The following is a 22,110-nucleotide window of genomic DNA, read 5'->3' as shown; positions in this document are numbered from 1 at the left end:
AAGGGTAAAAACTCCGTTTCTTCAGATTCTCCCTATTGCCTTCCTTAACTACCACTATAGGGGATAATAATCAAGGAAGAATAATTAATCTACACATATATGTCCTGTGAGAGATCTGCCATCAGGAGTCGGTTTCTCCTTTTGCGATGGTCGCGATTAGATTATTTTTCCCAATCGTCTTTATCTTCCTCTTTCTTGTCTTTATCTATCCAATTTCCTTTGGCATCGGCATAAAGCTCCTTATCCTCCCCGTCGGCTGTGCTTAGCTTCAGTTTGAATTTTTGTTCTCCTTCATGTTCTTTTACATAAGCTTCAGCAATTGTAGCTCCGGCGAAATCACGTTCTACGGCTTGCTGTACTTCAGCAGGCAATTCCTGGATCTCAATTTGTCTAAAATCATCCTGAGCTCTCTGTACAACAGTTTCTTCTACTTCAACCTGTGCAACTTCCTGAGCTGTTAAATTTTGAGCCGAAAATAATAATGCCGATGCGGCTACCACTGTAAGACATAACTTTTTCATAGTTCTAAGTTTTTAGTTTCAAGTTTTATGTTTTGATCTTGTTTTAATAGTTGGTTTGATTATAAGTTGTATTGGCAAAATCGCGCCAATTTGATCTATCAATAACAAAGCCCCTGTAAAACAAGGGCTTTAGCTAAAATTTAAGATTGTGTGGAATTACGGGAGTTTCAGTTTTTTCCCCAGATTGTTGTGGAAATATTCCCCAAATTTATTCTTTTAGAGGATCTTTTCTCGCCGCCTTTTTTTCCGAATGTTTCTTTTTCTCCCTAAGCCGTTTGAGCTTGGCAGCCTTTGGAGTTTTGGTTTTTTTCCGTTTTTTCGGCTTTACCAGAGCTTGTCTCAGGAGCTCGAGAAATCTCTGAGTAACGATCTCCTTATTCTTGTGCTGACTGCGGGATTCATCACACTGCAGGATCAACTCTCCCGAATTAGTGAGCCGAGATGACAACTTTTTTAATGCCCGCTGCTTCTCTTCTTCGGTTAGCGCCCGGGTATCTTCCAACAGGAAATGGAGTTCTACTTTAGAGGAGACCTTGTTCACATTTTGACCACCGGCACCCGAGCTTCTTACCGCTTTATACTCGGCTTCTCTTATGAGTTGTTGTTCATCCACCTATTATACCTGGTGTGAGGGTTTGAGAAGATCGGCAACAGTTTTGACAGGATTGAAGGTCTCCACAGGTACCTCAACAAAAATAGTATTCCAGCGGGCCATTCCGCCGTTCCACAATCCGGGGAGTTCTAGAGCCTTAAGCTCTTTTCCGTCCTTGGTCTTATTGGCAATAAAACTGGTTTCCTCATCTACGAATTTGTTGAGATCAAACCTATCACCGCGGTAGTCTTTCGTGGAGCAAACCACATCTACCGGATTGAAATGTGTAGCCTCTTGTGCTATTTTACTTTGCTGAAAATTATCGTGGTCTATTTGAGCACTTTCTACAATCTGAAGCGAGATCTCTCCATTTTTGTGAGTAACCCAGAACGGACCGCCGCCGGGTTCGCCTTCATTTTTAACCATTCCGCAGATACGAAGGGGCCTGTTGAGTAGCTTCTTGATTACTTCGGGTTTTTCCTGTTCATTAAGATCATGGAAATTCACGCTTAGACCGGCATTAAGTTCCTTCTGAAGGAAATTACCCATTTCCTCCAGTTGTTCTTCTTCTGCACCATTCTCCAAACGCCGTAGATAATCAAAGATCTTTTCCTGGAGCTGCAGCAGTTTTCCTCCAAGCATCTTTTTGTATGAGGCGAGTAATTCCCGGTTTTTTGATGTTACGACATTATCTATGTTCTTAATGAAGATCAAATCGGCATCCTGCTCATGGAGGTTCTGGATCAAAGCTCCGTGGCCACCCGGCCTAAAGAAAATATCTCCATTTTCATCTCTAAATAGCTCGTTATCCGGTGTCACCGCCACAGTGTCCGTCTTCGGGTCCTGATAAGAATAACTTACGTCAAAATCATAACCTGTTTCCTGCTCAAGTCTTGGCACCACCTCCCTTGCTTCTTCCTCAAATTTCTCCCGGTGCTCCTCGGCTACAGTGAAATGGATACACACCTTCTTTCCTGAAGCAGCATAATCTATAGCTTCCACGAGATGTTCCTCAAAAGCAGTGGCTAAATGGTCGTCATATTTATGGAATGGCACCAAACCCTTGGGTTGATCGCCAAGATCAAGACCATCTTCTTGCAGCATGTACTTTACGAACAGGTAATGCTGGCGATCCTCGGGCATTTCTTCATAACCGGGTTCGGCTTCAGCTGCCTTTTTTCGCACCTTATTGTAGAAAGGAAGATCCTTTATTCGGCTGAAGAAAGTTTCTAAACTCCTTTCATTCTTACGATCTATATACTCGTCCAGATCCCCCTTTTCAGGATCAAATTCTTTAAGCAGGTTGTAAAAAGCTTTGAACATCCTGGTGGCTGCACCCGATGCAGGAACGAATTTTAGCAGATCAAGATCATCCTTTCTCGATTCATAGAAACGGATTAGTTCATCTTGTTTTTCTTCAGAAAGTGCGAGGATTCCATTTCTTACTGTAGCTGCTTCGCGAACATTTACTACAATGTTCCCTCTTTTAAAAATATCTATTTGCTGTTCTACTTTTTGAGGAGAGATCCCTTTTTCTTTAAACTGGGAGATGTCCTTTTCACTAAAGTTCAATTTGTTATGTTTTTAGTTGGTCAATTATTTTTACTGCCGTTTCAAAACGCTCCTGCAGGTCCCCCCGCAAAATGTGATACGGCAGATCGTTCTCTTCCAGAGCTCTTTGAAACCTGGCGAACATTTCCTCCCGGTCTTGGGGCCGGTCGCGCAGATCATCCTGAACCCATGGAACATCAATATACGTTAAAAAATAGAGATCGTATTGCGCCTTTAACGCATGTTTAAGAAGGCGTGGATCTACTGTTTCATCATAGTAGGCCCGGGAGTAGACAACCAGTTCAAGTAGGTTTGTATCACAAAAGAGCAGGTCATTGGCCTTAGCTGCAGCTTCATTTTCAAGGAGCATTTGCCCCTTCGCAATAGGCAGAAGATCTTGTGGTTCACAGGTCATTTGCTGCTCATCCCACTTTCTTTGAAGATATTCCCTCATATATTCCGGCACCCAGAGGGTGTCATAATGAGTGGCCAGCTGCTGCGCCAGGGTCGTCTTCCCTGTAGATTCGGGTCCAAAAAGTACGATCTTTATGACAGCACGTGTCCGCCGCTGCTCAAGCTCTTCTTCCATGTTCTGTATCCGTAAAAAGCAATTATGGTAAATAAAAGATATTGAAAACTGGTAAAAGTAAGACCCTTGTAAAAATACAGAGGCACAGATATTATGTCTCCAAGGATCCAATAGATCCAGTTCTCCAGTTTTTTACGTGCCATTAACCACATTCCCACAAAGAAAATCGCGGTAGTAAAGGTGTCCACATAAGCTGTCCAGTTATTCCATTTGTCGAAATATTCGTAGACCCAAAAGGTAAAGGCGAGAGTGCCCAGGAAAATCATCAGGCTCCAAAAATGCTCTTTTTGACTGGCCTTTGTGATAGGGACAAAATGCACGGCATCTACTTTTCTGGTCCAAACGTACCAACCGTAAATACTCATGATAAAATAATAACCATTGATCATCATGTCTCCCAGCAGCTCCCACTGCCAAAGAAGATATACAAAGATCGCGGTACTAATTATTCCGGTAGGATAAACCAGAATATTCTCCTGCTTGGAATACCAAACAGAGAGGAAGCCGAAGATCACAGCAATGATCTCAAGGACAATATAAAGTGTTGGATAATCTGAATACTGCTGAAAGAGGAAATCAAAAATCGGCTGCATAGTCGCTTCTGTTTCCCTTCACAATTTTCATGGTTAGCAGCACATGCTCTGAAGCCTGGAATGTCTCTTTGACTTCTTCGGTTAGAAAGTCCATCACCTTATCGTATTCCCCATAGATCTGCGTGCTCAAAGGATTTTCAATTACTGTCAATCCCGAACTGCGGAGTTTTTTTATAAAAGCTTTGATAGGAGCTTCAAAGTCGTCCTGCAGGGGAGTAAGGGCAAGTTCTACTGAAATTTGCATGTTTCTTGTTTTTGTCTCTTCAAAATTAGGAAGATTAGGACGTAAAACATGCTTTTTTAAGAACTTTTGCTCCGCCTGAAGCTAAACCAACAGAAGAAATACCTTTTTTGGAAGGTGATTAATTATCACCTATCGCTTTGCAGTTTGTCTACTTCATGGAATGAACACCAATGATATTACCCTCTGTGTCTTTAACAAGGCTTATAAAACCGTATTCTCCAATTGACATTTTAGACCTGAAGACTTCGCCACCGGCTTCTGCAGCCCGTCCTTCTTCAACACTACAATCTTCACTTCCAAAATAAACAATAGTGCTGTTACCTCCGGCTTCCATACCTTTGAAGTAGACAAGTGCTCCTGAAGCTTTGCCTTTGGATTCCATATCTGAAGGGAAAGCCAGCATTTTAAAATTTTCTTCGGTAGGATCACCCAGTTCTGAAAGTTGGATCTGGAAAGTTTCTTCATAAAACTTCTGAGCGCGCTTAAGATCATTCACATAGATCTCAAACCATACTATAGGGTTTTCGGTTCTCATAATGAAAAGGTTTTAATTAGTCTCTTCTAAATTAAAACAGTTTTGGCGAATATTTGTCATTACTCGCTGATTTTCAGTAAAGAACAACGAGTTTATTTAATTGGAAAACGAGCAACATCTCCGTTAAGTTCGAAGGAATTATTCTCGAATGCGGTACCAATCACCACAAGATCGGCTCCTGCTGCGTAGGCATGGGAAAGTTGTTTGGAGGAGCGAATTCCGCCGCCCACGATAACGGGCACGTCGACAGCTTCTTTTACTGCTGAAATTATTTCGGAAGAAACAGGATTGAGTGCCCCGCTTCCGGCTTCCAGGTAGATGAGTTTTTTTCCAGCATAAAAACCTGCCAGAGCGGTGTCCACTATTTCTGAAATTTTATCCTGAGATAGTGGCCGAGTTTCACTAACTCTTTCCACGGCACACTCCTTCCCGCCGTCAATAAGTAGATAAGCAGTGGGGATCACCTCCAGCTGCGTCTTCCTGATCAAAGGAACAGATCGAACCTGCTGGCCTATAAGATAATCGGGGTTTCTTCCTGAAAGCAGACTCAGAAAAAGCAGCGCATCAGCTTTATCTGAAACTTGCCGGTGATCTCCGGGAAAGAGCACGACCGATAACTCTGTTTCGGCTTTTATAGCTTTAGTACAGTTTTCCAGATCTTCAGGAGTTACCGTGCTGCCTCCAATGAAAATATGAGTAGTCAAAAATGGGATCTTCCGAAGGAATTCTTTTGTGCTTGCCGGATCGAACTTTTCGGGATCAATAAGAACTGCCAGCAATTTTTTTCCGGCTTTTTCCGCAGCAATGATCCCCTCCAGCACTTGCGGCATCAGGAAACTTTTCTAAGAGTATAGACACAGGTGAAGCCTTCAAACTCCAGGAATTCAAATTCATACCAGCTGGTCTCTCCATTAAAGGTGATCTTTCCGGTGGTCCTTAGGTCATCAAAATCAAAATCGGTGATATTGATATGCTGCAAAAAACTCACTTTTGGCGTGGCATAAAGTTTATAAACAGCTTCTTTTGCTCCCCAAACAATAGTAAGTTTTCTAATAAGAGCGTCTGTATTTGCAAGAGTCCGATATTCCTCCAGCGGAGTGAATTTTTGGGCGATCAACAGGATCTTATCCCGCTGCTTTTCAATATCTATCCCAACTTCCCGGTCACTGACGATGATGCCTGAAAAATTGAAGGAATGGGTAATAGAGATAAACTTGCCATCGCGCAGGTGAGGCTTGCCTTCATCATCGTAATAAAGGTCAAAATCTGTATAGCCCGCAGCCGCCAAAAGGTGCCTTACACTCATAAAACCACGTTGGTGAAGTTCACTCTTCATCCCCTCCACCCTTTCTCTGCAATGAGGGGTAAGATCAATACCTTTCCTCAATTCTTCAAGAGGCTCTTCGATCTTCCAAATGAGCACCTTAGTGGCAGGATTTATTGTTATTCTTTTGTAAAGGGGCATATATAACTCTTAGATATTCTGTACTTTTGCCTTTCTGAAAATGCTAAATCAAATATAATAATATGTCAACGAAAACAGTGCCTTATACCAAGTATAAAGTAAAAGATATTTCCCTGGCAGAATGGGGAAGAAAAGAGATAGAACTGGCCGAAGCAGAAATGCCGGGGCTTATGTCTCTTCGTGAGGAGTATGGAAAAGAGCAGCCTTTAAAAGGTGCGCGTATCGCCGGTTGTCTTCACATGACCATTCAAACCGCTGTTCTAATTGAAACTCTTGTAGCCCTTGGTGCCGAGGTGACCTGGAGCTCTTGTAATATATTCTCTACACAGGATCAGGCTGCCGCTGCCATTGCTGCTGCAGGGATCCCGGTCTATGCCTGGAAAGGGATGACTGCTGAAGAATTTGACTGGTGTATCGAGCAAACGCTTTTCTTTGGGGAAGATCGCAAGCCTCTAAACATGATCCTTGATGATGGGGGAGATTTAACGAACATGGTCCTTGATAACTATCCTGAACTTGCTGAAGGCATCAAAGGACTTTCTGAAGAGACCACCACAGGTGTTCACAGGCTTTACGAACGCATGAAGAACGGAACTCTTCCTATGCCTGCGATCAACGTAAATGATTCGGTTACCAAGTCAAAATTTGACAATAAATACGGGTGTAGAGAAAGTGCGGTAGACGCAATACGTCGTGCTACAGATGTGATGCTTGCAGGTAAAAGAGTTGTGGTTTGTGGATATGGGGATGTAGGTAAAGGTACCGCTGCTTCTTTTAGAGGCGCAGGCTCAATTGTTACCGTTACCGAGATCGATCCAATTTGTGCACTACAAGCTGCTATGGATGGATTTGAAGTGAAGAAACTGGAAACAGTACTTCCAAAAGCCGACATCGTGATCACCACTACCGGAAACAAAGACATCGTGCGTGGAGAACACTTCCAGGCCATGAAAGACAAAACTATTGTTGCCAACATCGGCCACTTCGACAACGAGATCCAGGTGGCGTGGTTAAATGAGAACTACGGCAACACAAAATCTGAGATCAAGCCACAGGTTGATAAATACACAATTGATGGGAAGGATATCATCCTTCTTGCTGAAGGTCGTTTGGTGAACCTAGGTTGCGCAACAGGACATCCAAGTTTCGTTATGAGTAACTCCTTCACGAACCAAACTCTCGCTCAAATGGAGCTTTGGAACAACAACGGAGAGTACGAGAACAAGGTTTACATGCTTCCAAAACATCTTGATGAAAAAGTAGCTGCTTTACACCTTGAGAAAATAGGCGTTGAGCTTACTGAACTTACTGAAGAGCAGGCAAATTACATTGGAGTGACTGTTGAAGGTCCTTTCAAGCCTGAATACTACAGATATTAATATAGTCGATAGTCTCTAGACGGGAGCCTGTAGATTATAAGCTATAAATAGAATTCCCTTCAAAAGTGTCATTTTTGAAGGGAATTATTTTTTTGTTCTTACCTGAAATATTGTATTGTCAGGTCGAGCGGAGTCGAGACCTCGTTTTTCTTTAACTTTACCCTTGTCCTCATTTGAGACTTCGACAGAGCCGGTGCCGAGCGAACCCGAGGTGCTCGGGGAGACAATGTTGTCCTTTCCTAAGAAATCACCGTACCCTCTTTAAGTCCTTTATAACTCTTCTCCATAATACTCCTCGGCCTATTCACTGATGGGCGAGGCCGAAATGCTCTAGACGACAAGCGTGAAGATCGCGCCTTTCGACTACCGTTCAGAATAGACTTCTTACTTAATCCTTCCTTTCCTTATTTTTGGAATGACTTTCGTTCCTGCACTCGCCTATTAGCTTAAGAAGTATTTCATCACCATTAGCTAAAGCCCTCTTTTTTTGGGCGCTCCACTTCTTAATTTTTTTCTCAAACCAGATAGCCTGATTAACATCATTAAACTCCTGATGAAAAATAACTTCTACCGGTCTTCTCTTAAAAGTAAAGCTGTTTTTATCAGCACCTATATTATGCTCATCTAATCGTCTGGAAATATTATTTGTTATGCCCGTGTAAAGTAATTTATCTGAACATTCCAGGATGTAGACGTAATACAGTTTCATCGTTTCAAATTAAACTTAGTCCTCGCAAGAGACCCCTCGACTCCGCTCGGGGAGACAATTAAGTTCCATTAATATTATTCCTGCATTAATAAGTTGATCAGAAAAGCGGCGAAAATGAGGCATACCAGTGCAATCACCAACCATAGCCAGAATTTTGCCATTGACACAGAACTCTGCCCTGGAGCAGGATCCTCTAAAAAGCCATTTTCCCGCAGCAAAGCTTCAGCTCTCTTTATGTCATTATTGTGCACCTGCACTCTTACTCCCAAAGCGAAATTAGTGTTTCCGGTCTCATCAAACATTTTGTATCTCACATTGTTCTGCTCAAAGATGTTCTTAAGCAGGATGATCTGGTTTTGTGCTGAAGTCTCGTAAACGGTGGTATAGCTCATAATTTCCCGATTAATTAAAGTTCCTAAGTCTTTACTCTACATTCATGAACATAAGGACCACCGCTGCCACTATGATAAGAATGAATGCAGCCAAAAAAATAAGGATCCATCTCTTGCCGGTCATTCGCCGACGCACCGGAACGTGCGCCTGACTTGCAGTCAGGAATCCGGTCTGGTCAAGTAGTTCCCTTGCCTTAGATTTGTCTTTTTCCGCTACTTGCAGCCTTTTCACCTCTCCTGTCTGGTCTGCGTCCTCGATCTTGTAATCAATTCCTTCTTCAGTGTAGACCCTTTTTAAAACGACGATCTCGTTATTGTCTTTTGTAGAATAAATAGTGAGATAATCCATGACCTTTGAGGTTTTGGTTCTTATAAAGATAAAAAAAACCCTTCTGAATTACTTCAGAAGGGTTTCAATATCTAATAAAGAAATAAATTAAGCCTGGAACGGTTCGATAGAAACGTAAGACTTATTGTCTTTCTTTTTAGTAAATTTTACAATACCGTCAATCTTGGCATGTAAAGTATGATCTTTTCCTGCGTACACATTCTCTCCTGGATTGTGAGCAGTACCTCTTTGTCTAACGATGATATTTCCGGCAATGGCAGCTTGTCCACCAAAGATCTTCACACCTAAGCGTTTCGATTCTGATTCTCTACCGTTCTTGGAACTACCAACTCCTTTTTTGTGAGCCATTTTGTTTCGTTTTTACTGTTAAACTTTTAGCTTAAAGCAGCTATTAATTCGGCTTTTTTCATTGAAGAATATCCTTCAACTCCTTTTTCCTTAGCCATTTCTCTAAGTTCGGCAACTGTATTTGAACTAAGATCGTTCTTTGGAGCCTCTTCTTTAGTAGAAGATTTTTCCTCTTTCTTAGCCGAAGTTGCTTTTTTAGCACCGTTCACAGAAATTCCTTCAATGGTGATCTCGGTTAGTGCCTGGCGGTGACCGTTCTTAACACGGTAACCTTTTCTTCTTTTCTTTTTGAAAACAATTACTTTGTCTCCTTTTAGGTGCCTGGTGATCTTTGCGTCAACAGATGCTCCTTCTATAGCTGGGGCGCCAAGGTTGATATTGTCACCATCACCTGTAAGAAGAACTCTATCGAAAGAAACACTGTCTCCTTCTTCTCCTGCAAGTCTGTGAACAAATACCTTTTGGTCTTTTGCAACTTTGAATTGCTGCCCTGCTATCTCTACAATTGCGTACATAGCGTCTTTAATTAAGGTTTTACGTTCTCGCCCCGAGATTTTTCAAGGCGGGTGCAAATATACTCCTAATTAATTAATTTGCAAAGGCTTTAATTAATATGTATGTTTCTTTCCCTCAGCGGTGTTCCAGCTTGGTTTATAGAGCTGCATAACCGCTAGCGCAACTACAAAAGAGGTTGCAAAACCCATGAGGGCAACTGTGAAGACAAGCATCCCTATATTGACAAACCATTCGGTTTCCCACATGGTGATCAATTCTTCAGAAAAATCGGGGTTTAATTCGCTGGCATAGATTGCAAAGAAACCGGTAAAAATGACGGTTGCAAAAAACCCGGCAGTGAGACCGGCCAAGAATCCTTTTTGATATTTGAATTTTCCCGCTTTTTTGTCCCTGTACTTTTTAATAGCAAAGAAGATCCCCACTGCAGTAATCACCATATTAAATACACTATAAGCCGGATTTTTGTGAAGTTCAAAAATGGCTAACAATAAAAAATAGGCTATTAGCGCAATGGCTATATATATTCCATATACTAATGGAACAGATGATCTTTTCATGGTTTTGTATTTGTGATTCCTGATAAATTTCCAAAAAATAAGAGGAAATATGCCTTAACAGCATGTTAATTTAGAACTTCACTCCTTTTTCTAGTTGTGCAACTTTTAAGATTTTTTGTAACAAAACTGTTTCAACCCCTACTTATTAGTTGTATTTAATTTAAACCGTAATATAATGATCAACAAACTTAAGTTAGCTGCCTTTGGCCTGTTCCTGGGAGTAACGGGAACAGCTCAGGAAGTTGAATTTATCGAGTACACGCTCGATAACGGTCTTGATGTAATCCTTCACAAGGATAATTCGGCACCGGTAGTTACCACCTCAGTAATGTATCACGTGGGTGCAAAAGATGAAAACCCTGAAAGAACAGGTTTTGCTCACTTTTTTGAACATTTGCTATTTGAAGGCACCAAAAATATTCCAAAAGGGGAATGGTTCAAGATTGTAAGCTCAAATGGAGGGTCGAACAACGCCAACACTTCCGATGATCGTACGTACTACTATGAGATCTTTCCTTCTAACCAATTAGAGCTAGGTCTTTGGATGGAGTCTGAAAGAATGATGCACCCGGTTATCGACCAGCAGGGAGTCGATACACAAAACGAAGTTGTAAAAGAAGAGAAGAGACTTCGGGTAGATAATGCTCCTTATGGTAATATTCTTGCCGCTGTAAAAGAAAACCTTTTCAAAAACCACCCATACAGATGGGCGACTATTGGTTCTATGGATCACCTTGATGCCGCTACTCTTGAAGAGTTTCGTGCATTTAATGATAAATTCTATGTTCCTAACAATGCCACTCTTGTAGTTGCAGGAGACATAGAAATTGAAAAGACAAAAAAAATGATCCAGGATTATTTTGGTCCTATTGAAAAAGGAGCCCCTGTAATCAAGGAGGAATTTGTGGAGGAACCAATCACCGAACAAATTGAAGCTACTTATCACGATCCAAACATTCAGATCCCGGCGATCGTTCTTGCATGGAGAACTCCTTCAATGAAAGAACGCGATGCTTATGTGCTGGATATGATCTCTTCTGTACTTTCCGATGGAAAATCCTCACGTCTTTACAAAAAACTGGTTGATGATCAAAAACAAGCTCTTCAAATTGGAGCCTTTAACATCGCTCAGGAAGATTATGGACAATATGTAGTTTTTGGACTTCCTCTTGGAGAAACTCAACTGGATACTCTTGTTGCTGAAGTTGACGAAGAAATTGAGAAACTTCAGACAGAACTTATAAGCCAGAGAGAGTACGAGAAACTTCAGAATAAATTTGAGAACAGGTATGTGAACTCGAATAGCAGTGTTGCAGGAATTGCAAGCTCATTGGCTACATACCAGCAACTCTATGGCAACACCGACCTTATCAACGAGGAGATCGATATCTACAGATCTATTACCCGCGAGGAAATTAGAGAGGTGGCAAAAAAATACCTCAACGAAAACCAGAGATTGGTATTGGAATACCTTCCGAAGGAATCTGAACAATAAAATTATATCATAAGATGAAGAACAAAATATTAGCCTTAGCAGTTTTATTTCTTGCTACTACAGGAATACAGGCTCAACAAATTGACAGAAGTCAACAGCCAAAGGCAGGTCCCGCTCCAGAAATCAATCTGGGCAAACCTGAAACCTTTACCTTAAAGAACGGACTCAAAGTTTTGGTTGTTGAAAATCACAAACTTCCCCGCGTCTCTATGACCCTTACCATGGACAATCCTCCTCACGCCGAAGGCAAAAAAGCGGGTGTTGCAGGTATTATGGGAGCAGTACTGGGAGAAGGCACTAAGGATATCCCAAAAGACAAGTTCAACGAAGAGATCGACTATCTTGGAGCTAATGTGAATTTCTTTTCACGTGGAGCTTCGGCAAACACGCTATCCAAGTATTTCCCACGGGTATTGGAATTGATGTCTAAGGGAGCTTTAAATCCCAATTTTACTCAGGAGCAATTTGAAACTGAGAAAGAGAGAGCTCTTGAAAACCTGAAAGCTTCAGAAAAAGATGTTGCTTCGAATGCCCGCAGAATCAGCTCTGCACTTAGCTATGGGAAAAATCACCCTTACGGGGAATTCTCAACTAAAGAAACTATTGAAGGGATCACTCTTGAAGACGTAAAGAAGTATTACAGCAATTTCTATGTACCACAGAATGCTTACCTGGTGGTGATTGGAGACGTAAAAACTTCAGAAGTAAAGAAGCTTGTAGAAAAGAACTTTAGTTCATGGAAGAAAAGTGAGCTGCCAAAAAGTACAATACCGGAAGTTAAGAACGTACCTCAAACTCAGGTGAACTTTGTTGACTTCCCTAATGCTGTACAAAGTGAAGTGCAGGTTACCAATACGATCCAGCTTCAAAAAGGAGATCCAGACTACTTCCCGGTTTTAATTGCCAACAAGATCCTTGGTGGTGGTGGCGAAGCAAGGCTATTCCTTAATCTTAGAGAAGACAAGGGTTACACTTATGGGGCCTACTCCAGTACAGGTGACGACAAATATGTTGCACGTTTTGTAGCCAGCGCCAGCGTTCGTAACGCCGTAACAGATTCGGCTGTTGTTGCTTTCCTTGATGAGTTACACAGAATAAGAAATGAAAAAGTATCGGCTGAAGAGTTGGCAAATGCAAAGGCCAAATATACAGGAGACTTCGTTCTTGCTCTCGAGCGCCCTTCAACTATAGCACAATATGCACTGAACATTGAGACAGATAACCTTCCAAAGGATTTCTACCAGACTTACCTTAAGAAGATCAATGCAGTAACTGCTGAAGATATTCAAAGAGTTGCTAAAAAGTACTATTTGGCAGATAATGCGAGAATAGTGGTTGTTGGAAAGGGAAGCGAAGTAGCTGAAGACCTGGAAAATCTTACCTACAATGGTAAAGATATCCCGGTGAAGTATTTTGACAAATACGCCAACGCGATTGAGAAACCAAACTACAACAAGGCAGTTGATCCTTCGGTAAATGTTTCTAAAGTTTTCAATGACTACATTGAGGCAATTGGCGGAGAAGAGGCAGTTAAGGATGTGGAATCTGTATATATGATCGCACAGGCAGAACTACAGGGACAGAAAATGGACCTGGAGACAAAAGTTACCTCTTCAGGTAAATCTTCCACCATAGTTTCAATGGCCGGAAATGTGATGCAGAAGCAGATCTTCAATGGAGCTACAGGATTTGTTGCTGCACAAGGGCAAAAGATACCTTTTACAGAGGAGCAGGTAATGGCAGCTAAAGCAGAAGCGCATCCATTCCCTGAATTGATCGCACAAAATGCCACGTTAGAAGGTATTGAAGATGTAGATGGCAAGGAAGCTTACGCTGTGAAAATGGATGAAAATACCACCAACTATTACAGCAAAGAAACCGGGCTTAAGATCAAACAGGTGAAGACCATGAAGCAGGGTCCACAAACTATGACCATCCCTATCACATATAGTGACTATCGTGAAGTGGAAGGTGTGAAGTTCCCGTTTGGCCTTTCACAAAGTATGGGGCCAATGACCCTTAACTTCCAGGTGAGTGATGTAATTGTAAACGACCAGGTTACTGATACAGATTTCGAATAGAAGTAGAAGTATTTTGAAAAAGAAAACCGGCACTTAAAAGTGCCGGTTTTTTTAATATGTCAAGAATAGAATAGAACCTTGCTAAAAAGGCAATTTAGTTAAAGCTACTCTAAAATTTTTACGGAATGTTCTTAGACAAAAAACAGGGATTGCAGTTGAGAGGAAACAACTTCTGTATTCCTCTTATCAATAGCCGAATCTCTTTCCTTTTGAAGATCAGCCAGTTCGGCGGCCGCAACCTGCCAGGCAATTAAAAGAGTGAAACCAACAAAACACGCAAAACCAAAAAACAATCTCTTTTTCATAGTACTAGGGATTTCTAATTCAAAAGCAATGTAAAGTTAATAAAAAGTTAAATACGCTACAAAGGCATATCATCTCTTTTTTGCTTTCGTGTTCACAATTAACACTCCAACGATAATAATCACCCCTGAAAAAAGCTGGATTAAAGTGAAGTTTTCACCATCAAGAATCCCCCAACCCAGCGCCACTATTGGTACGAGGTAAGTAACTGAGGTTGAGAACACAGGATCTGAGATTTGGATCAATTTGTTGAAAACTATTAATGCCGCACCTGTTCCAACCACTCCTAAAATTCCAATGTAAAAAAGACTCAAAGGTGCATTGGGAGCCGAAAGTGTCTCGACAGAAAAGAAGCCTGTTGATGCTAAAACTACTAGCGCAGGCACTGCGATGACCATAAAGTTCCCTGTGGTTATGGCAAGGGCCGGTAAAGTTTGAAGGTGCTTTTTGATGACATTGGCATTGAATCCGTAGAAAAGGGAAGCCAGTATCACCAGGAGGGAATACCAGTAATTCTGGTCGGGATTCACACTTGCCCCACTCCATATTAAAGCCGTAGTACCGGCCAACCCCACCATAACTCCCACAAATTTCTTCCTGTTAAATGCAGCTTCAAAAAGGGCAATTCCTACCAGCATTGAAAGTAATGGTGTGGTGGAATTAAGTATAGAAACAACAGCACTGTCGATCTCTGTTTCAGCAAAAGAAAAAAGGTAAGCCGGGAAGAAAGTACCAAAAAATCCGGAAAAGGTGATCCACATCCATTGCTTTCCTTTGATGTGCCTTAACGACCTCACTCCTATGAACAGAAGAAAGATCGCAGCAAATACAGTACGAAGAGAGCCTACCTGCAGTGCGCTGAGCCCTACAAGTCCTTTTTTAATAAGTATGAACGAACTACCCCACACCAGGGCAAGCACTAATAAGTAGATCCACTTTAGGGTAGAATTGGGCATGATAGGAAATTAAGCCCCCAAAAGTAACAAACTGACTCTAATTACCCGCCCCTTCTTTCCATTCTACCGTTTCCATAAGATGCCGTATATCCTCCTTCAGGTATGCCGCGGCCGGTAAAATTGAATCAAAGTTAGGCTGGGCTTCAAAATAAACTGAACCTGTTAGAAAATGATCGAGACTATCGGTCAGGTAAAATTGCGCCTGAGAAGCTGCATCCCCCGAAACCTGATAAAACATTCCGTAGGTCCGCTGAAAATCGTTGGTATAGACAGATCCCTCAATTGCATCGGCCTTAATAGTGTGCTGCAACGGTAACTTTTGAGCATCTGTAAGCAGGGAGTCCAGATTACCCTGGACCGGCTGATAGGTTATAAAGATGGTACCCTTGAGATCCCGGTATTCCAGATTGATCCAGCAATCCCTCCCAATCCTTGAAGGGGTAACAACAGCTATTGTATTCTTTTCAAAACTGTAAGGACAGTCCTCGTTATTATATTCTGAATATTCTGCTTGAGGAAACTCCAGCGCCAGGTAAGCATCGGGCTTAGGTTGCACTTCCTCCCCACAGGAGATAAGGCTTCCAAAAAGGGCTATAAAAATCAACTTTTTCATACCTTATTAATACTCACCTTTATTTGTTTAATCCTTTTCTTGTCAACAGCCTCAATAGTAAAACTGTACCTGTCAAACAGGATAACATCATTCTTACGGGGAAAGCTTCCGGAGATCTCTAGAAGAAACCCTGCAAGGGTTTCAGCTTCTCCTTTGTTCTCCTCAAACATCGTTGGTTCTTCAAGTTTTATTACGCGGTAGAAATCTTTTAAAGGAGTTTTACCTTCAAAAACATAATTATTTTCGTCTAATTTCGAAAATATAAGATCCTCATCATCAAACTCATCACTAATATCGCCCACGATCTCTTCAATGATATCTTCCAGAGAGATTAATCCGCTGGTGCCGCCGTACTCATCAACTACTATTGCAAGGTGGTTCTTCTTATTTTTAAAATCATTTAGAAGGTCATCCAGCTTTTTATTTTCAGGAACGAAATATGGTTCTCTTAAAAGAGAGTTCCATTCGTAATCCTCTTCCTCCAGGAATGGTAGTAGATCCTTTATGTACAGGATTCCTGTGACATTGTCAATATTTTCTTTGTACACAGGAATTCGGGAATATCCATTGTCAATTACTTCTGGAATGATCTCGCTATAAGGTTGATTCTCATTAAGCGCAAATATATCCATCCTGGGGCGCATCACCTGTTTGGTATCTGTATTCCCAAAAGAAACTATTCCTTTTAAAATTTTGTGTTCTTCCTTAGTGGTATCATGCTGACTTGTTAATTCAAGTGCCTGCGAGAGTTGATCTACACTTAGACCCGCTTTTTGATTTCCCAGCCGCTCATGGATCTTAAGGGTCATAGCCCGCATTGGTATACTTAAAGGCGAAAAAAGCCGGTCCAGAACATTTAAGGGATATGCCATAAAATGTGAGAATACCACTTTGTTACGGCTGGCATAGACTTTAGGAAGTATTTCCCCAAAAAGCAGAATAAGGAAAGTCACCACCACCACCTCCAGGACAAACTGAAGGTCAACTCCCATTACTACAGTATCTATATTTTCAAAAGCCTTGTCGGTAAGATTATCGAACAGGAGAATAATGGCAATATTGATCATATTATTGGCCACAAGTATGGTAGCCAATAATTTTTTAGGCTTATCGAGGAGATTAATGACTATCTGCTCCTTTACTGTTCTTTTAGACTCTTCGGGCTCAAAATCGGCAGGAGTAAGAGAAAACAAGGCTACCTCGGCACCTGAGATAAGGGCAGAAGAAACCAGCAAAAGCAGCGCTGCAACTACTCCTATGAGTTGCGGAAGGTTATCGACAAAAAGAGGTATAAAACTGGCAGGATCGGGATCCAAATGTGTAGTTTTTAATTAAACTTAGAACGGAAGGTCATCATCTTCCTCCTGGGAAAAACTCTGAGGCTGACCCGAGGTCGTATTGGTACGGGTTTGACTTTGCTGCTGCTGTCCCTGGCTTTGGGATTGACCATAACCAACACCCGAATTGTCTCCTGAACCGGTTGTTTCTTTAGGTGTCAAAAAGGTGAAATCTGTGCATTGTATTTCTGTGGAATATCTCTCCACCCCCTTATCGTCCTGCCACTTCCTGGTCTTGATCCTTCCTTCAATGTAGACTTTGTCTCCTTTTTTGAGGTACTTTTCACAAATTTCGGCAGCTTTGTTACGCACCACAACATTATGCCATTCGGTATTTTCTACTCTTTGACCAGTAGTTTTGTTGGTGTACACTTCGTTTGTCGCCAAGGGAAAGCGCCCTATAGAACCACCTCCTTCAAAATAGTGCATTTTCACATCATCACCCGTGTGGCCAATTAGCATTACTTTATTTAAGGTTCCGGTCATCTTGTGTTTCTTTTGTTAGATTTTAAAAATAAGGAAAATTGCTCTTGAAATGACGCCCAAAAAATTCATTTTTGAACAGGCATTTTTCAAAAGCTTAAAAATCAAAGGTATCAATAAAATTTTCTATTAAAACCGGGACGGGTAATTTATTTACTTCAGCCATGGGAAGCGCCTCTTTTGACAGTTCATCACATTCAAGGATCCAGAATTTGGTGTAGATGTGCTGGTGCGTCAATTTATGCACTATAGGCAGATCATTATATAGTACCGGTTCTTCCTTTAGGCGGGCATATTCCACAGGGATCTCCTTCACCAGGTTTTGAAGATTTGCTTCGGAAGCAGTCTCCACCAAAGGAAATTCATAGAGACCTTCCCAGATTCCCTTTCCGCGACGCTGATTCATTATAGTCTTACCTTCTTCAGAAACATATACCAGGTAATTAAAATGCCTTTTTTTAACCTTTAGCTTCTTTAGTTTTACCGGTAGTTCAGCAATGCGGTTTTGATTAAAGGCTATACATTTGGCGGCAAAAGGACAAGTGCCGCAAAGAGGATTTCGTGGCTTACATTGTTCTGATCCAAACTCTATCAAGGCCTGATTGAAATTTGCAGGATCGTTCTTACTAATGAGATCTTGTGCCAAGTTCCTGAACTGTTTCATTCCCAGGCTGGAGTTCGTGGGGGTATCTATTCCATAGATACGGGCAAGCACACGGTAAACATTGCCATCTACAGCTGCCTCTGACTCCTCATAACAAATAGAAGAGATCGCTGCTGCAGTGTAATCCCCCACTCCTTTTAATTTTATAAGCTCTTTATAGGAAGAAGGAAATTTCCCCCCGAGTTCAAAGGCAATATATCGGGCAGTAAAAAGCAGGTTCCGCGCCCTTGAATAATAACCCAATCCCTGCCAAAGTTTTAGCACCTCTTCTTCGGAAGCATTTGCTAAAGAAAAAACATCGGGGAACACCTTGAGAAACTTAAAATAGTACGGTTTTCCCTGTTCGACCCGGGTTTGCTGAAGAATTATTTCACTTAACCATATCTTATAAGGGTCTTTTGTTGCCCTCCAGGGTAATTCCCTTTTATTTTCTAAGTACCAGTTTATCAGTTCTTTATCAAAAGGCATTAATCAAAAATCTTTAGTGCAATGATAATTCTTTATTCTCTTACTATTTAATGGGTTAGGATTAAATAATTGCAGATTTAATTCATATATTTGCCCCTCGAAAATTTACAAACCCCATTTAATAAATCATACGAAAATGACGAAAGCAGATATCGTGGCAAAAATCTCCGAGAAACTAGGAATGGAAAAAGGAGATGTTCAGGCTACTGTGGAAACCTTTATGGAAGAGGTAAAAACTTCTCTAGAGGCTGGTGACAACGTTTACCTAAGAGGATTTGGAAGCTTTATCATCAAGACAAGAGCAGAAAAAACCGGAAGAAATATTTCCAAGAATACCACTATAAAGATTCCTGCACACAATATACCGGCTTTCAAACCAGCCAAAGTATTTGTAGAAGGCGTTAAATCTAACGTTGAGGTAAAATAGAACTTTCTGCCCCACCGGGGCAGGACTAAAATAAATCATTAATTAAAAAGTCACACTATGCCAAGTGGTAAAAAGAGAAAAAGACATAAGGTAGCTACGCACAAGCGTAAGAAAAGAAGAAGAGCTAACCGTCATAAGAAAAAGTAGTTTTCACACTACTTTTTTTGTTTAAAACGTTCTTTGAAATCGAAATTTAACTTCAGCAGGATCTGAGCTTAGATTTCTTCAGGATTTTTAAAAACCCTGTGAATTTTATTGTTTAATCCATCCCGATTCAACGGGATAAAAATCATTTTAGAGTGAACAAAGAGTTAATTATTAGAACCGGTTCCTCTGCTGTAGATTTTGCCTTATTAAAAGATGGAAAACTAGTAGAACTCAACAAGGAAGAAGACGACAGTAATTTTGCTGTGGGGGATATATTCCTCGCAAAAGTGAGAAAAACTGTCCCTGGCTTAAATGCCGGCTTTGTAAATGTAGGCTATACCAAAGATGCATTCTTGCATTATCACGACCTTGGCCCGCAGGTACTTTCCTTGCTAAAGTTCATAAAACGTGTAAGCACAGGTAAATTGAAGGATTATTCCCTAAAGGATTTTCCTTTTGAAAAAGATATTGATAAGGACGGGAGCATTGCCGATGTCTTAAAATCAAATCAATCGCTACTGGTACAGGTAGTAAAAGAGCCCATATCCACCAAAGGCCCCCGAATAAGTTCAGAACTTTCCCTCCCGGGCCGTTACATCGTTTTGGTTCCTTTCTCTAACCGGGTTTCTGTTTCTCAAAAAATAGAAAGCAAGGAAGAAAAAGACCGGCTTAAACGACTGGTAAAAAGTATTAAACCTAAGGGCTTTGGAATTATTGTACGTACCGTAGCAGAAGGCAGAAAAGTAGCAGAACTGGACAACGACCTTCAGAATTTAATGAATCGTTGGACAGGAATGTGTAAAAAGCTGTATAAAGCACCTCATCCCTCAAAAGTATTGGGAGAATTGAATAGGGCATCCTCAATTTTGAGAGATGTTTTCAACGATTCATTTAGTTCCATATGTGTTGATGATGAAACTTTGTACACACAAATTAAAGATTATGTGAGCGAGATCGCTCCAAAGAAAGAATCCATTGTAAAATTGTACGACTCAAACATTCCCATCTTTGAAAAATTTGGGATCGAACGACAGATCAAAACTACTTTTGGCCGCACAGTATCTATGAGTAAAGGGGCATACCTGGTCATTGAGCACACAGAAGCCATGCACGTCATTGATGTGAACAGCGGAAACCGCTCCAACAAATCCAAGAACCAGGAAGATACTGCACTCGAGGTTAACCTCATTAGTGCTACCGAGATTGCCCGACAGCTGCGCCTCCGTGATATGGGAGGGATCATCGTAGTAGACTTCATAGACATGAACAAAGCCGACAATAGAAAAGCTTTGTACGACCATCTAAAAGAAGAGATGAGTGACGACCGGGCAAAACACAAGATCTTGCCGCCGAGTAAATTTGGACTCGTTCAAATTACAAGACAAAGGGTTCGGCCAGAAATGAATATCAAAACAAGGGAAGAGAACCCCAATAAAAATGGGGAAGAAATCGAAGCTCCTATTGTTTTGGTGAACAAGATCACTACCGACCTGGAAAAATTGATCAAAAAAGACTATAAGAAGATCACGCTTAGCGCACATCCTTTTATAGCAGCCTTTTTAACTAAAGGTTTTCCATCTCCCCGCTCTAAGTGGTTCTTTGACCACAAGCGCTGGGTAAAAATAGTACCTAGAGATGCTTACACGTATCTTGAATACCACTTCCACGACATTGACGGGGAAATGATTCAATAAAATTAAGAGACGCCTTTCATTTATTTGGGAGGCGTTTTTTTTTGGACAACAAAACCGCTTCGCTGCAAGAACCAAGAACCAGGACTACTTCACCTTAAAAAAACCTATTTTTGGATCTTGAATTTTACATCCTGAATTTTGAACAAAGAATCCGGTAAATCCTATACAGTTAAAGAAGCTACCTTAAAGCTAATGCAGTATTGCGCCTACCGTGACCGTTCACAGAAGGAGGTGGAAGATAAGCTTTTGGAAATGCGAATGATCCCTGCTGCCCGTGAGGAGATCATCATCAAACTAATGCAGGAGAATTTTCTTAATGAAGAGCGCTTCGCCCGAAGCTTCGTTAGAGGAAAATTCCGCATAAAAAAATGGGGGCGTCTTAAGATCAAACAAGAGTTGAAGTTAAGGGACATCTCCTCACCCATCGTCAAACTCGCAATGACCGAGATCAAAGAAAATGACTACCGCAGCACGCTCTACTCGCTTGCAGAAAAAAAGCTGGGTTTACTTACTGAAAAGGACAAGTACAAACTGAGAAAGAAACTAACAGATCACCTTTTAAGAAAGGGCTATGAAGCAACCCTGGTCTATGAGGTTTCTGAGGACCTGATCTCCTAATGTTTTTCTATTTTAAGGTCTGTTCCAATTTGTTTTAAGATCCCCAGTTCATCACTACTACCCCATCTTTCTACCATTTTTCCGTCTCTAAACCGGCTAATCTGCATTCCGCGCACCTCTATTTCTTTACCTGTGCCTGCCACTCCCATAAAGTCTCCCCGGTGGGTTCCCGATAAGGTATAGGCGAAGGCCACATTATTTTCATCTGCCACCAGCTTTTCCACCTCTACCTGCATATCTGGAAAGGCATTACGCATCATGGTAAAAAAGTCGATGTAACCCTGTGGGCCGGGTCCCTGATTTGGGGCAGGATCATGGTCCTTTACATCCTGTGCCACGAGATCTCTTATCTTCTCGAGATTACCACTGTTAATTGCTTCTCCAAATTGCTCCTGTGCTTTCTTATTCTGTTCTTTAGACATCATTGATCTTTTTAAGTTATTCTATTTAATATCAATAAATTAAATAAGAATAAAAACTAAAG

28 protein-coding genes are annotated in these 22,110 nt (G+C 41.2%); 6 read left to right on the top strand and 22 right to left on the bottom strand.

What is annotated here, in order from left to right:
* Window positions 1–161 precede the first annotated feature (161 nt).
* From ACXYMT_RS03695 to ACXYMT_RS03655, 9 genes are all read right to left on the bottom strand, one after another.
* On the bottom strand, window positions 162–521 hold the full coding sequence (locus ACXYMT_RS03695; RefSeq protein ID WP_459057740.1) for a hypothetical protein: 360 nt from the start codon (window positions 519–521) through the stop codon (window positions 162–164).
* Between the two features lie 208 nt (window positions 522–729).
* A complete protein-coding gene (arfB, locus tag ACXYMT_RS03690) occupies window positions 730–1,134 on the bottom strand; it encodes an alternative ribosome rescue aminoacyl-tRNA hydrolase ArfB (protein ID WP_459057739.1) in 405 nt (134 codons plus the stop codon).
* Between the two features lie 3 nt (window positions 1,135–1,137).
* Window positions 1,138–2,685: a DUF4301 family protein gene (locus ACXYMT_RS03685; protein WP_459057738.1), complete on the bottom strand. Its 1,548-nt coding sequence runs from the start codon at window positions 2,683–2,685 to the stop codon at window positions 1,138–1,140.
* Between the two features lie 4 nt (window positions 2,686–2,689).
* Complete coding sequence (locus ACXYMT_RS03680) at window positions 2,690–3,253, bottom strand: AAA family ATPase (protein WP_459057737.1); 564 nt, start codon at window positions 3,251–3,253, stop codon at window positions 2,690–2,692.
* Complete coding sequence (gene pnuC, locus ACXYMT_RS03675) at window positions 3,211–3,846, bottom strand: nicotinamide riboside transporter PnuC (protein ID WP_459057736.1); 636 nt, start codon at window positions 3,844–3,846, stop codon at window positions 3,211–3,213. Before pnuC ends, ACXYMT_RS03680 begins: the two co-directional genes overlap by 43 nt.
* The gene (locus ACXYMT_RS03670; protein WP_459057735.1) at window positions 3,830–4,090 is read right to left on the bottom strand and encodes a YkoF family thiamine/hydroxymethylpyrimidine-binding protein; all 261 of its coding nucleotides are present in this window, start codon (window positions 4,088–4,090) and stop codon (window positions 3,830–3,832) included. The genes pnuC and ACXYMT_RS03670 overlap by 17 nt, the downstream gene beginning before the upstream one ends.
* Before the next feature lie 148 nt (window positions 4,091–4,238).
* Window positions 4,239–4,625, bottom strand: a complete 387-nt coding sequence (locus ACXYMT_RS03665) for a VOC family protein (protein WP_459057734.1) — start codon at window positions 4,623–4,625, stop codon at window positions 4,239–4,241.
* Between the two features lie 92 nt (window positions 4,626–4,717).
* The gene (locus tag ACXYMT_RS03660; protein WP_459057733.1) at window positions 4,718–5,455 is read right to left on the bottom strand and encodes a phosphoglycerol geranylgeranyltransferase; all 738 of its coding nucleotides are present in this window, start codon (window positions 5,453–5,455) and stop codon (window positions 4,718–4,720) included.
* On the bottom strand, window positions 5,455–6,090 hold the full coding sequence (locus ACXYMT_RS03655; protein WP_459057732.1) for a 4'-phosphopantetheinyl transferase family protein: 636 nt from the start codon (window positions 6,088–6,090) through the stop codon (window positions 5,455–5,457). The genes ACXYMT_RS03660 and ACXYMT_RS03655 overlap by 1 nt, the downstream gene beginning before the upstream one ends.
* 62 nt (window positions 6,091–6,152) lie before the next feature.
* Here ACXYMT_RS03655 and ahcY point away from each other — a divergent pair, with 62 nt between their 5' ends.
* The gene (gene ahcY / locus ACXYMT_RS03650) at window positions 6,153–7,469 is read left to right on the top strand and encodes an adenosylhomocysteinase (protein WP_459057731.1); all 1,317 of its coding nucleotides are present in this window, start codon (window positions 6,153–6,155) and stop codon (window positions 7,467–7,469) included.
* Between the two features lie 388 nt (window positions 7,470–7,857).
* Here the strand turns inward: ahcY and ACXYMT_RS03645 are convergent, their stop codons facing one another.
* The 6 genes from ACXYMT_RS03645 to ACXYMT_RS03620 all read right to left on the bottom strand — a co-directional run bounded on the left by ACXYMT_RS03645 (window position 7,858) and on the right by ACXYMT_RS03620 (window position 10,340).
* The gene (locus ACXYMT_RS03645) at window positions 7,858–8,178 is read right to left on the bottom strand and encodes a GIY-YIG nuclease family protein (protein ID WP_459057730.1); all 321 of its coding nucleotides are present in this window, start codon (window positions 8,176–8,178) and stop codon (window positions 7,858–7,860) included.
* Window positions 8,179–8,252: 74 nt separating this feature from the next.
* Window positions 8,253–8,570: a putative signal transducing protein gene (locus ACXYMT_RS03640; protein WP_459057728.1), complete on the bottom strand. Its 318-nt coding sequence runs from the start codon at window positions 8,568–8,570 to the stop codon at window positions 8,253–8,255.
* A 31-nt stretch (window positions 8,571–8,601) separates the two neighbouring features.
* Window positions 8,602–8,919, bottom strand: coding sequence for a hypothetical protein (locus ACXYMT_RS03635; protein ID WP_459057727.1), 318 nt, complete (start codon window positions 8,917–8,919; stop codon window positions 8,602–8,604).
* A gap of 87 nt (window positions 8,920–9,006) precedes the next feature.
* The gene (gene rpmA / locus ACXYMT_RS03630; RefSeq protein WP_459057726.1) at window positions 9,007–9,267 is read right to left on the bottom strand and encodes a 50S ribosomal protein L27; all 261 of its coding nucleotides are present in this window, start codon (window positions 9,265–9,267) and stop codon (window positions 9,007–9,009) included.
* 26 nt (window positions 9,268–9,293) lie between these two features.
* Window positions 9,294–9,782 carry a 50S ribosomal protein L21 gene (gene rplU / locus ACXYMT_RS03625; RefSeq protein ID WP_459057725.1) on the bottom strand — a complete coding sequence of 163 codons (489 nt, stop codon included), beginning with the start codon at window positions 9,780–9,782 and terminating at the stop codon, window positions 9,294–9,296.
* Window positions 9,783–9,875: 93 nt separating this feature from the next.
* Window positions 9,876–10,340: a DUF4199 domain-containing protein gene (locus ACXYMT_RS03620; RefSeq protein ID WP_459057724.1), complete on the bottom strand. Its 465-nt coding sequence runs from the start codon at window positions 10,338–10,340 to the stop codon at window positions 9,876–9,878.
* A 175-nt stretch (window positions 10,341–10,515) separates the two neighbouring features.
* Here ACXYMT_RS03620 and ACXYMT_RS03615 point away from each other — a divergent pair, with 175 nt between their 5' ends.
* On the top strand, window positions 10,516–11,835 hold the full coding sequence (locus ACXYMT_RS03615) for a M16 family metallopeptidase (RefSeq protein ID WP_459057723.1): 1,320 nt from the start codon (window positions 10,516–10,518) through the stop codon (window positions 11,833–11,835).
* Window positions 11,836–11,849: 14 nt separating this feature from the next.
* Window positions 11,850–13,916, top strand: a complete 2,067-nt coding sequence (locus ACXYMT_RS03610; RefSeq protein WP_459057722.1) for a M16 family metallopeptidase — start codon at window positions 11,850–11,852, stop codon at window positions 13,914–13,916.
* A gap of 131 nt (window positions 13,917–14,047) precedes the next feature.
* On the opposite strand, the gene ACXYMT_RS03605 is transcribed toward ACXYMT_RS03610, so the two are convergent.
* The 6 genes from ACXYMT_RS03605 to mutY all read right to left on the bottom strand — a co-directional run bounded on the left by ACXYMT_RS03605 (window position 14,048) and on the right by mutY (window position 18,740).
* Window positions 14,048–14,221 carry a hypothetical protein gene (locus ACXYMT_RS03605; RefSeq protein WP_459057721.1) on the bottom strand — a complete coding sequence of 58 codons (174 nt, stop codon included), beginning with the start codon at window positions 14,219–14,221 and terminating at the stop codon, window positions 14,048–14,050.
* Between the two features lie 69 nt (window positions 14,222–14,290).
* The gene (locus tag ACXYMT_RS03600) at window positions 14,291–15,175 is read right to left on the bottom strand and encodes a DMT family transporter (protein WP_459057720.1); all 885 of its coding nucleotides are present in this window, start codon (window positions 15,173–15,175) and stop codon (window positions 14,291–14,293) included.
* 37 nt (window positions 15,176–15,212) lie between these two features.
* The gene (gene gldD / locus ACXYMT_RS03595; RefSeq protein WP_459057719.1) at window positions 15,213–15,788 is read right to left on the bottom strand and encodes a gliding motility lipoprotein GldD; all 576 of its coding nucleotides are present in this window, start codon (window positions 15,786–15,788) and stop codon (window positions 15,213–15,215) included.
* Complete coding sequence (locus ACXYMT_RS03590; protein WP_459057718.1) at window positions 15,785–17,104, bottom strand: gliding motility-associated protein GldE; 1,320 nt, start codon at window positions 17,102–17,104, stop codon at window positions 15,785–15,787. The genes gldD and ACXYMT_RS03590 overlap by 4 nt, the downstream gene beginning before the upstream one ends.
* Window positions 17,105–17,125: 21 nt before the next feature.
* Window positions 17,126–17,611 (bottom strand): single-stranded DNA-binding protein, encoded by a 486-nt coding sequence (locus tag ACXYMT_RS03585; protein ID WP_459057717.1) that lies wholly within the window; start codon window positions 17,609–17,611, stop codon window positions 17,126–17,128.
* Window positions 17,612–17,705: 94 nt separating this feature from the next.
* Entirely contained in the window at window positions 17,706–18,740 is a 1,035-nt protein-coding gene (mutY, locus tag ACXYMT_RS03580) for an A/G-specific adenine glycosylase (RefSeq protein ID WP_459057716.1), read from the bottom strand.
* Between the two features lie 103 nt (window positions 18,741–18,843).
* On the opposite strand from mutY, the gene ACXYMT_RS03575 reads away from it, so the two are divergent.
* The 3 genes from ACXYMT_RS03575 (at window position 18,844) to ACXYMT_RS03565 (ending at window position 21,626) form a co-directional block, all read left to right on the top strand.
* Window positions 18,844–19,167, top strand: a complete 324-nt coding sequence (locus tag ACXYMT_RS03575) for an HU family DNA-binding protein (protein WP_262504839.1) — start codon at window positions 18,844–18,846, stop codon at window positions 19,165–19,167.
* Window positions 19,168–19,466: 299 nt separating this feature from the next.
* Window positions 19,467–21,008 carry an Rne/Rng family ribonuclease gene (locus ACXYMT_RS03570; RefSeq protein WP_459057715.1) on the top strand — a complete coding sequence of 514 codons (1,542 nt, stop codon included), beginning with the start codon at window positions 19,467–19,469 and terminating at the stop codon, window positions 21,006–21,008.
* Between the two features lie 138 nt (window positions 21,009–21,146).
* Window positions 21,147–21,626 (top strand): regulatory protein RecX, encoded by a 480-nt coding sequence (locus ACXYMT_RS03565; protein ID WP_459057714.1) that lies wholly within the window; start codon window positions 21,147–21,149, stop codon window positions 21,624–21,626.
* Here ACXYMT_RS03565 and ACXYMT_RS03560 read toward each other — a convergent pair.
* Window positions 21,623–22,051 (bottom strand): ester cyclase, encoded by a 429-nt coding sequence (locus ACXYMT_RS03560; protein ID WP_459057713.1) that lies wholly within the window; start codon window positions 22,049–22,051, stop codon window positions 21,623–21,625. The genes ACXYMT_RS03565 and ACXYMT_RS03560 overlap by 4 nt on opposite strands.
* Window positions 22,052–22,110 lie beyond the last annotated feature (59 nt).

This window comes from Salinimicrobium sp. CAU 1759 (assembly GCF_054482715.1).
This window is presented reverse-complemented; position numbering and strand designations above follow the sequence as displayed.

Bases quoted from the DNA above. Each gene is read 5' to 3' on its own strand.
- ACXYMT_RS03620 (WP_459057724.1), bottom strand. From the start codon at position 10,340: ATGAAAAGATCATCTGTTCCATTAGTATATGGAATATATATAGCCATT.
- ACXYMT_RS03655 (WP_459057732.1), bottom strand. From the start codon at position 6,090: ATGCCCCTTTACAAAAGAATAACAATAAATCCTGCCACTAAGGTGCTC.
- ACXYMT_RS03680 (WP_459057737.1), bottom strand. From the start codon at position 3,253: ATGGAAGAAGAGCTTGAGCAGCGGCGGACACGTGCTGTCATAAAGATC.
- pnuC (WP_459057736.1), bottom strand. From the start codon at position 3,846: ATGCAGCCGATTTTTGATTTCCTCTTTCAGCAGTATTCAGATTATCCA.
- ACXYMT_RS03560 (WP_459057713.1), bottom strand. From the start codon at position 22,051: ATGATGTCTAAAGAACAGAATAAGAAAGCACAGGAGCAATTTGGAGAA.
- ACXYMT_RS03610 (WP_459057722.1), top strand. From the start codon at position 11,850: ATGAAGAACAAAATATTAGCCTTAGCAGTTTTATTTCTTGCTACTACA.
- ACXYMT_RS03585 (WP_459057717.1), bottom strand. From the start codon at position 17,611: ATGACCGGAACCTTAAATAAAGTAATGCTAATTGGCCACACGGGTGAT.
- ACXYMT_RS03660 (WP_459057733.1), bottom strand. From the start codon at position 5,455: ATGCCGCAAGTGCTGGAGGGGATCATTGCTGCGGAAAAAGCCGGAAAA.
- ACXYMT_RS03615 (WP_459057723.1), top strand. From the start codon at position 10,516: ATGATCAACAAACTTAAGTTAGCTGCCTTTGGCCTGTTCCTGGGAGTA.
- ACXYMT_RS03600 (WP_459057720.1), bottom strand. From the start codon at position 15,175: ATGCCCAATTCTACCCTAAAGTGGATCTACTTATTAGTGCTTGCCCTG.
- ACXYMT_RS03665 (WP_459057734.1), bottom strand. From the start codon at position 4,625: ATGAGAACCGAAAACCCTATAGTATGGTTTGAGATCTATGTGAATGAT.
- ACXYMT_RS03635 (WP_459057727.1), bottom strand. From the start codon at position 8,919: ATGGATTATCTCACTATTTATTCTACAAAAGACAATAACGAGATCGTC.
- ACXYMT_RS03640 (WP_459057728.1), bottom strand. From the start codon at position 8,570: ATGAGCTATACCACCGTTTACGAGACTTCAGCACAAAACCAGATCATC.
- ACXYMT_RS03605 (WP_459057721.1), bottom strand. From the start codon at position 14,221: ATGAAAAAGAGATTGTTTTTTGGTTTTGCGTGTTTTGTTGGTTTCACT.
- gldD (WP_459057719.1), bottom strand. From the start codon at position 15,788: ATGAAAAAGTTGATTTTTATAGCCCTTTTTGGAAGCCTTATCTCCTGT.
- rplU (WP_459057725.1), bottom strand. From the start codon at position 9,782: ATGTACGCAATTGTAGAGATAGCAGGGCAGCAATTCAAAGTTGCAAAA.
- rpmA (WP_459057726.1), bottom strand. From the start codon at position 9,267: ATGGCTCACAAAAAAGGAGTTGGTAGTTCCAAGAACGGTAGAGAATCA.
- ACXYMT_RS03670 (WP_459057735.1), bottom strand. From the start codon at position 4,090: ATGCAAATTTCAGTAGAACTTGCCCTTACTCCCCTGCAGGACGACTTT.
- ahcY (WP_459057731.1), top strand. From the start codon at position 6,153: ATGTCAACGAAAACAGTGCCTTATACCAAGTATAAAGTAAAAGATATT.
- ACXYMT_RS03695 (WP_459057740.1), bottom strand. From the start codon at position 521: ATGAAAAAGTTATGTCTTACAGTGGTAGCCGCATCGGCATTATTATTT.
- ACXYMT_RS03645 (WP_459057730.1), bottom strand. From the start codon at position 8,178: ATGAAACTGTATTACGTCTACATCCTGGAATGTTCAGATAAATTACTT.
- mutY (WP_459057716.1), bottom strand. From the start codon at position 18,740: ATGCCTTTTGATAAAGAACTGATAAACTGGTACTTAGAAAATAAAAGG.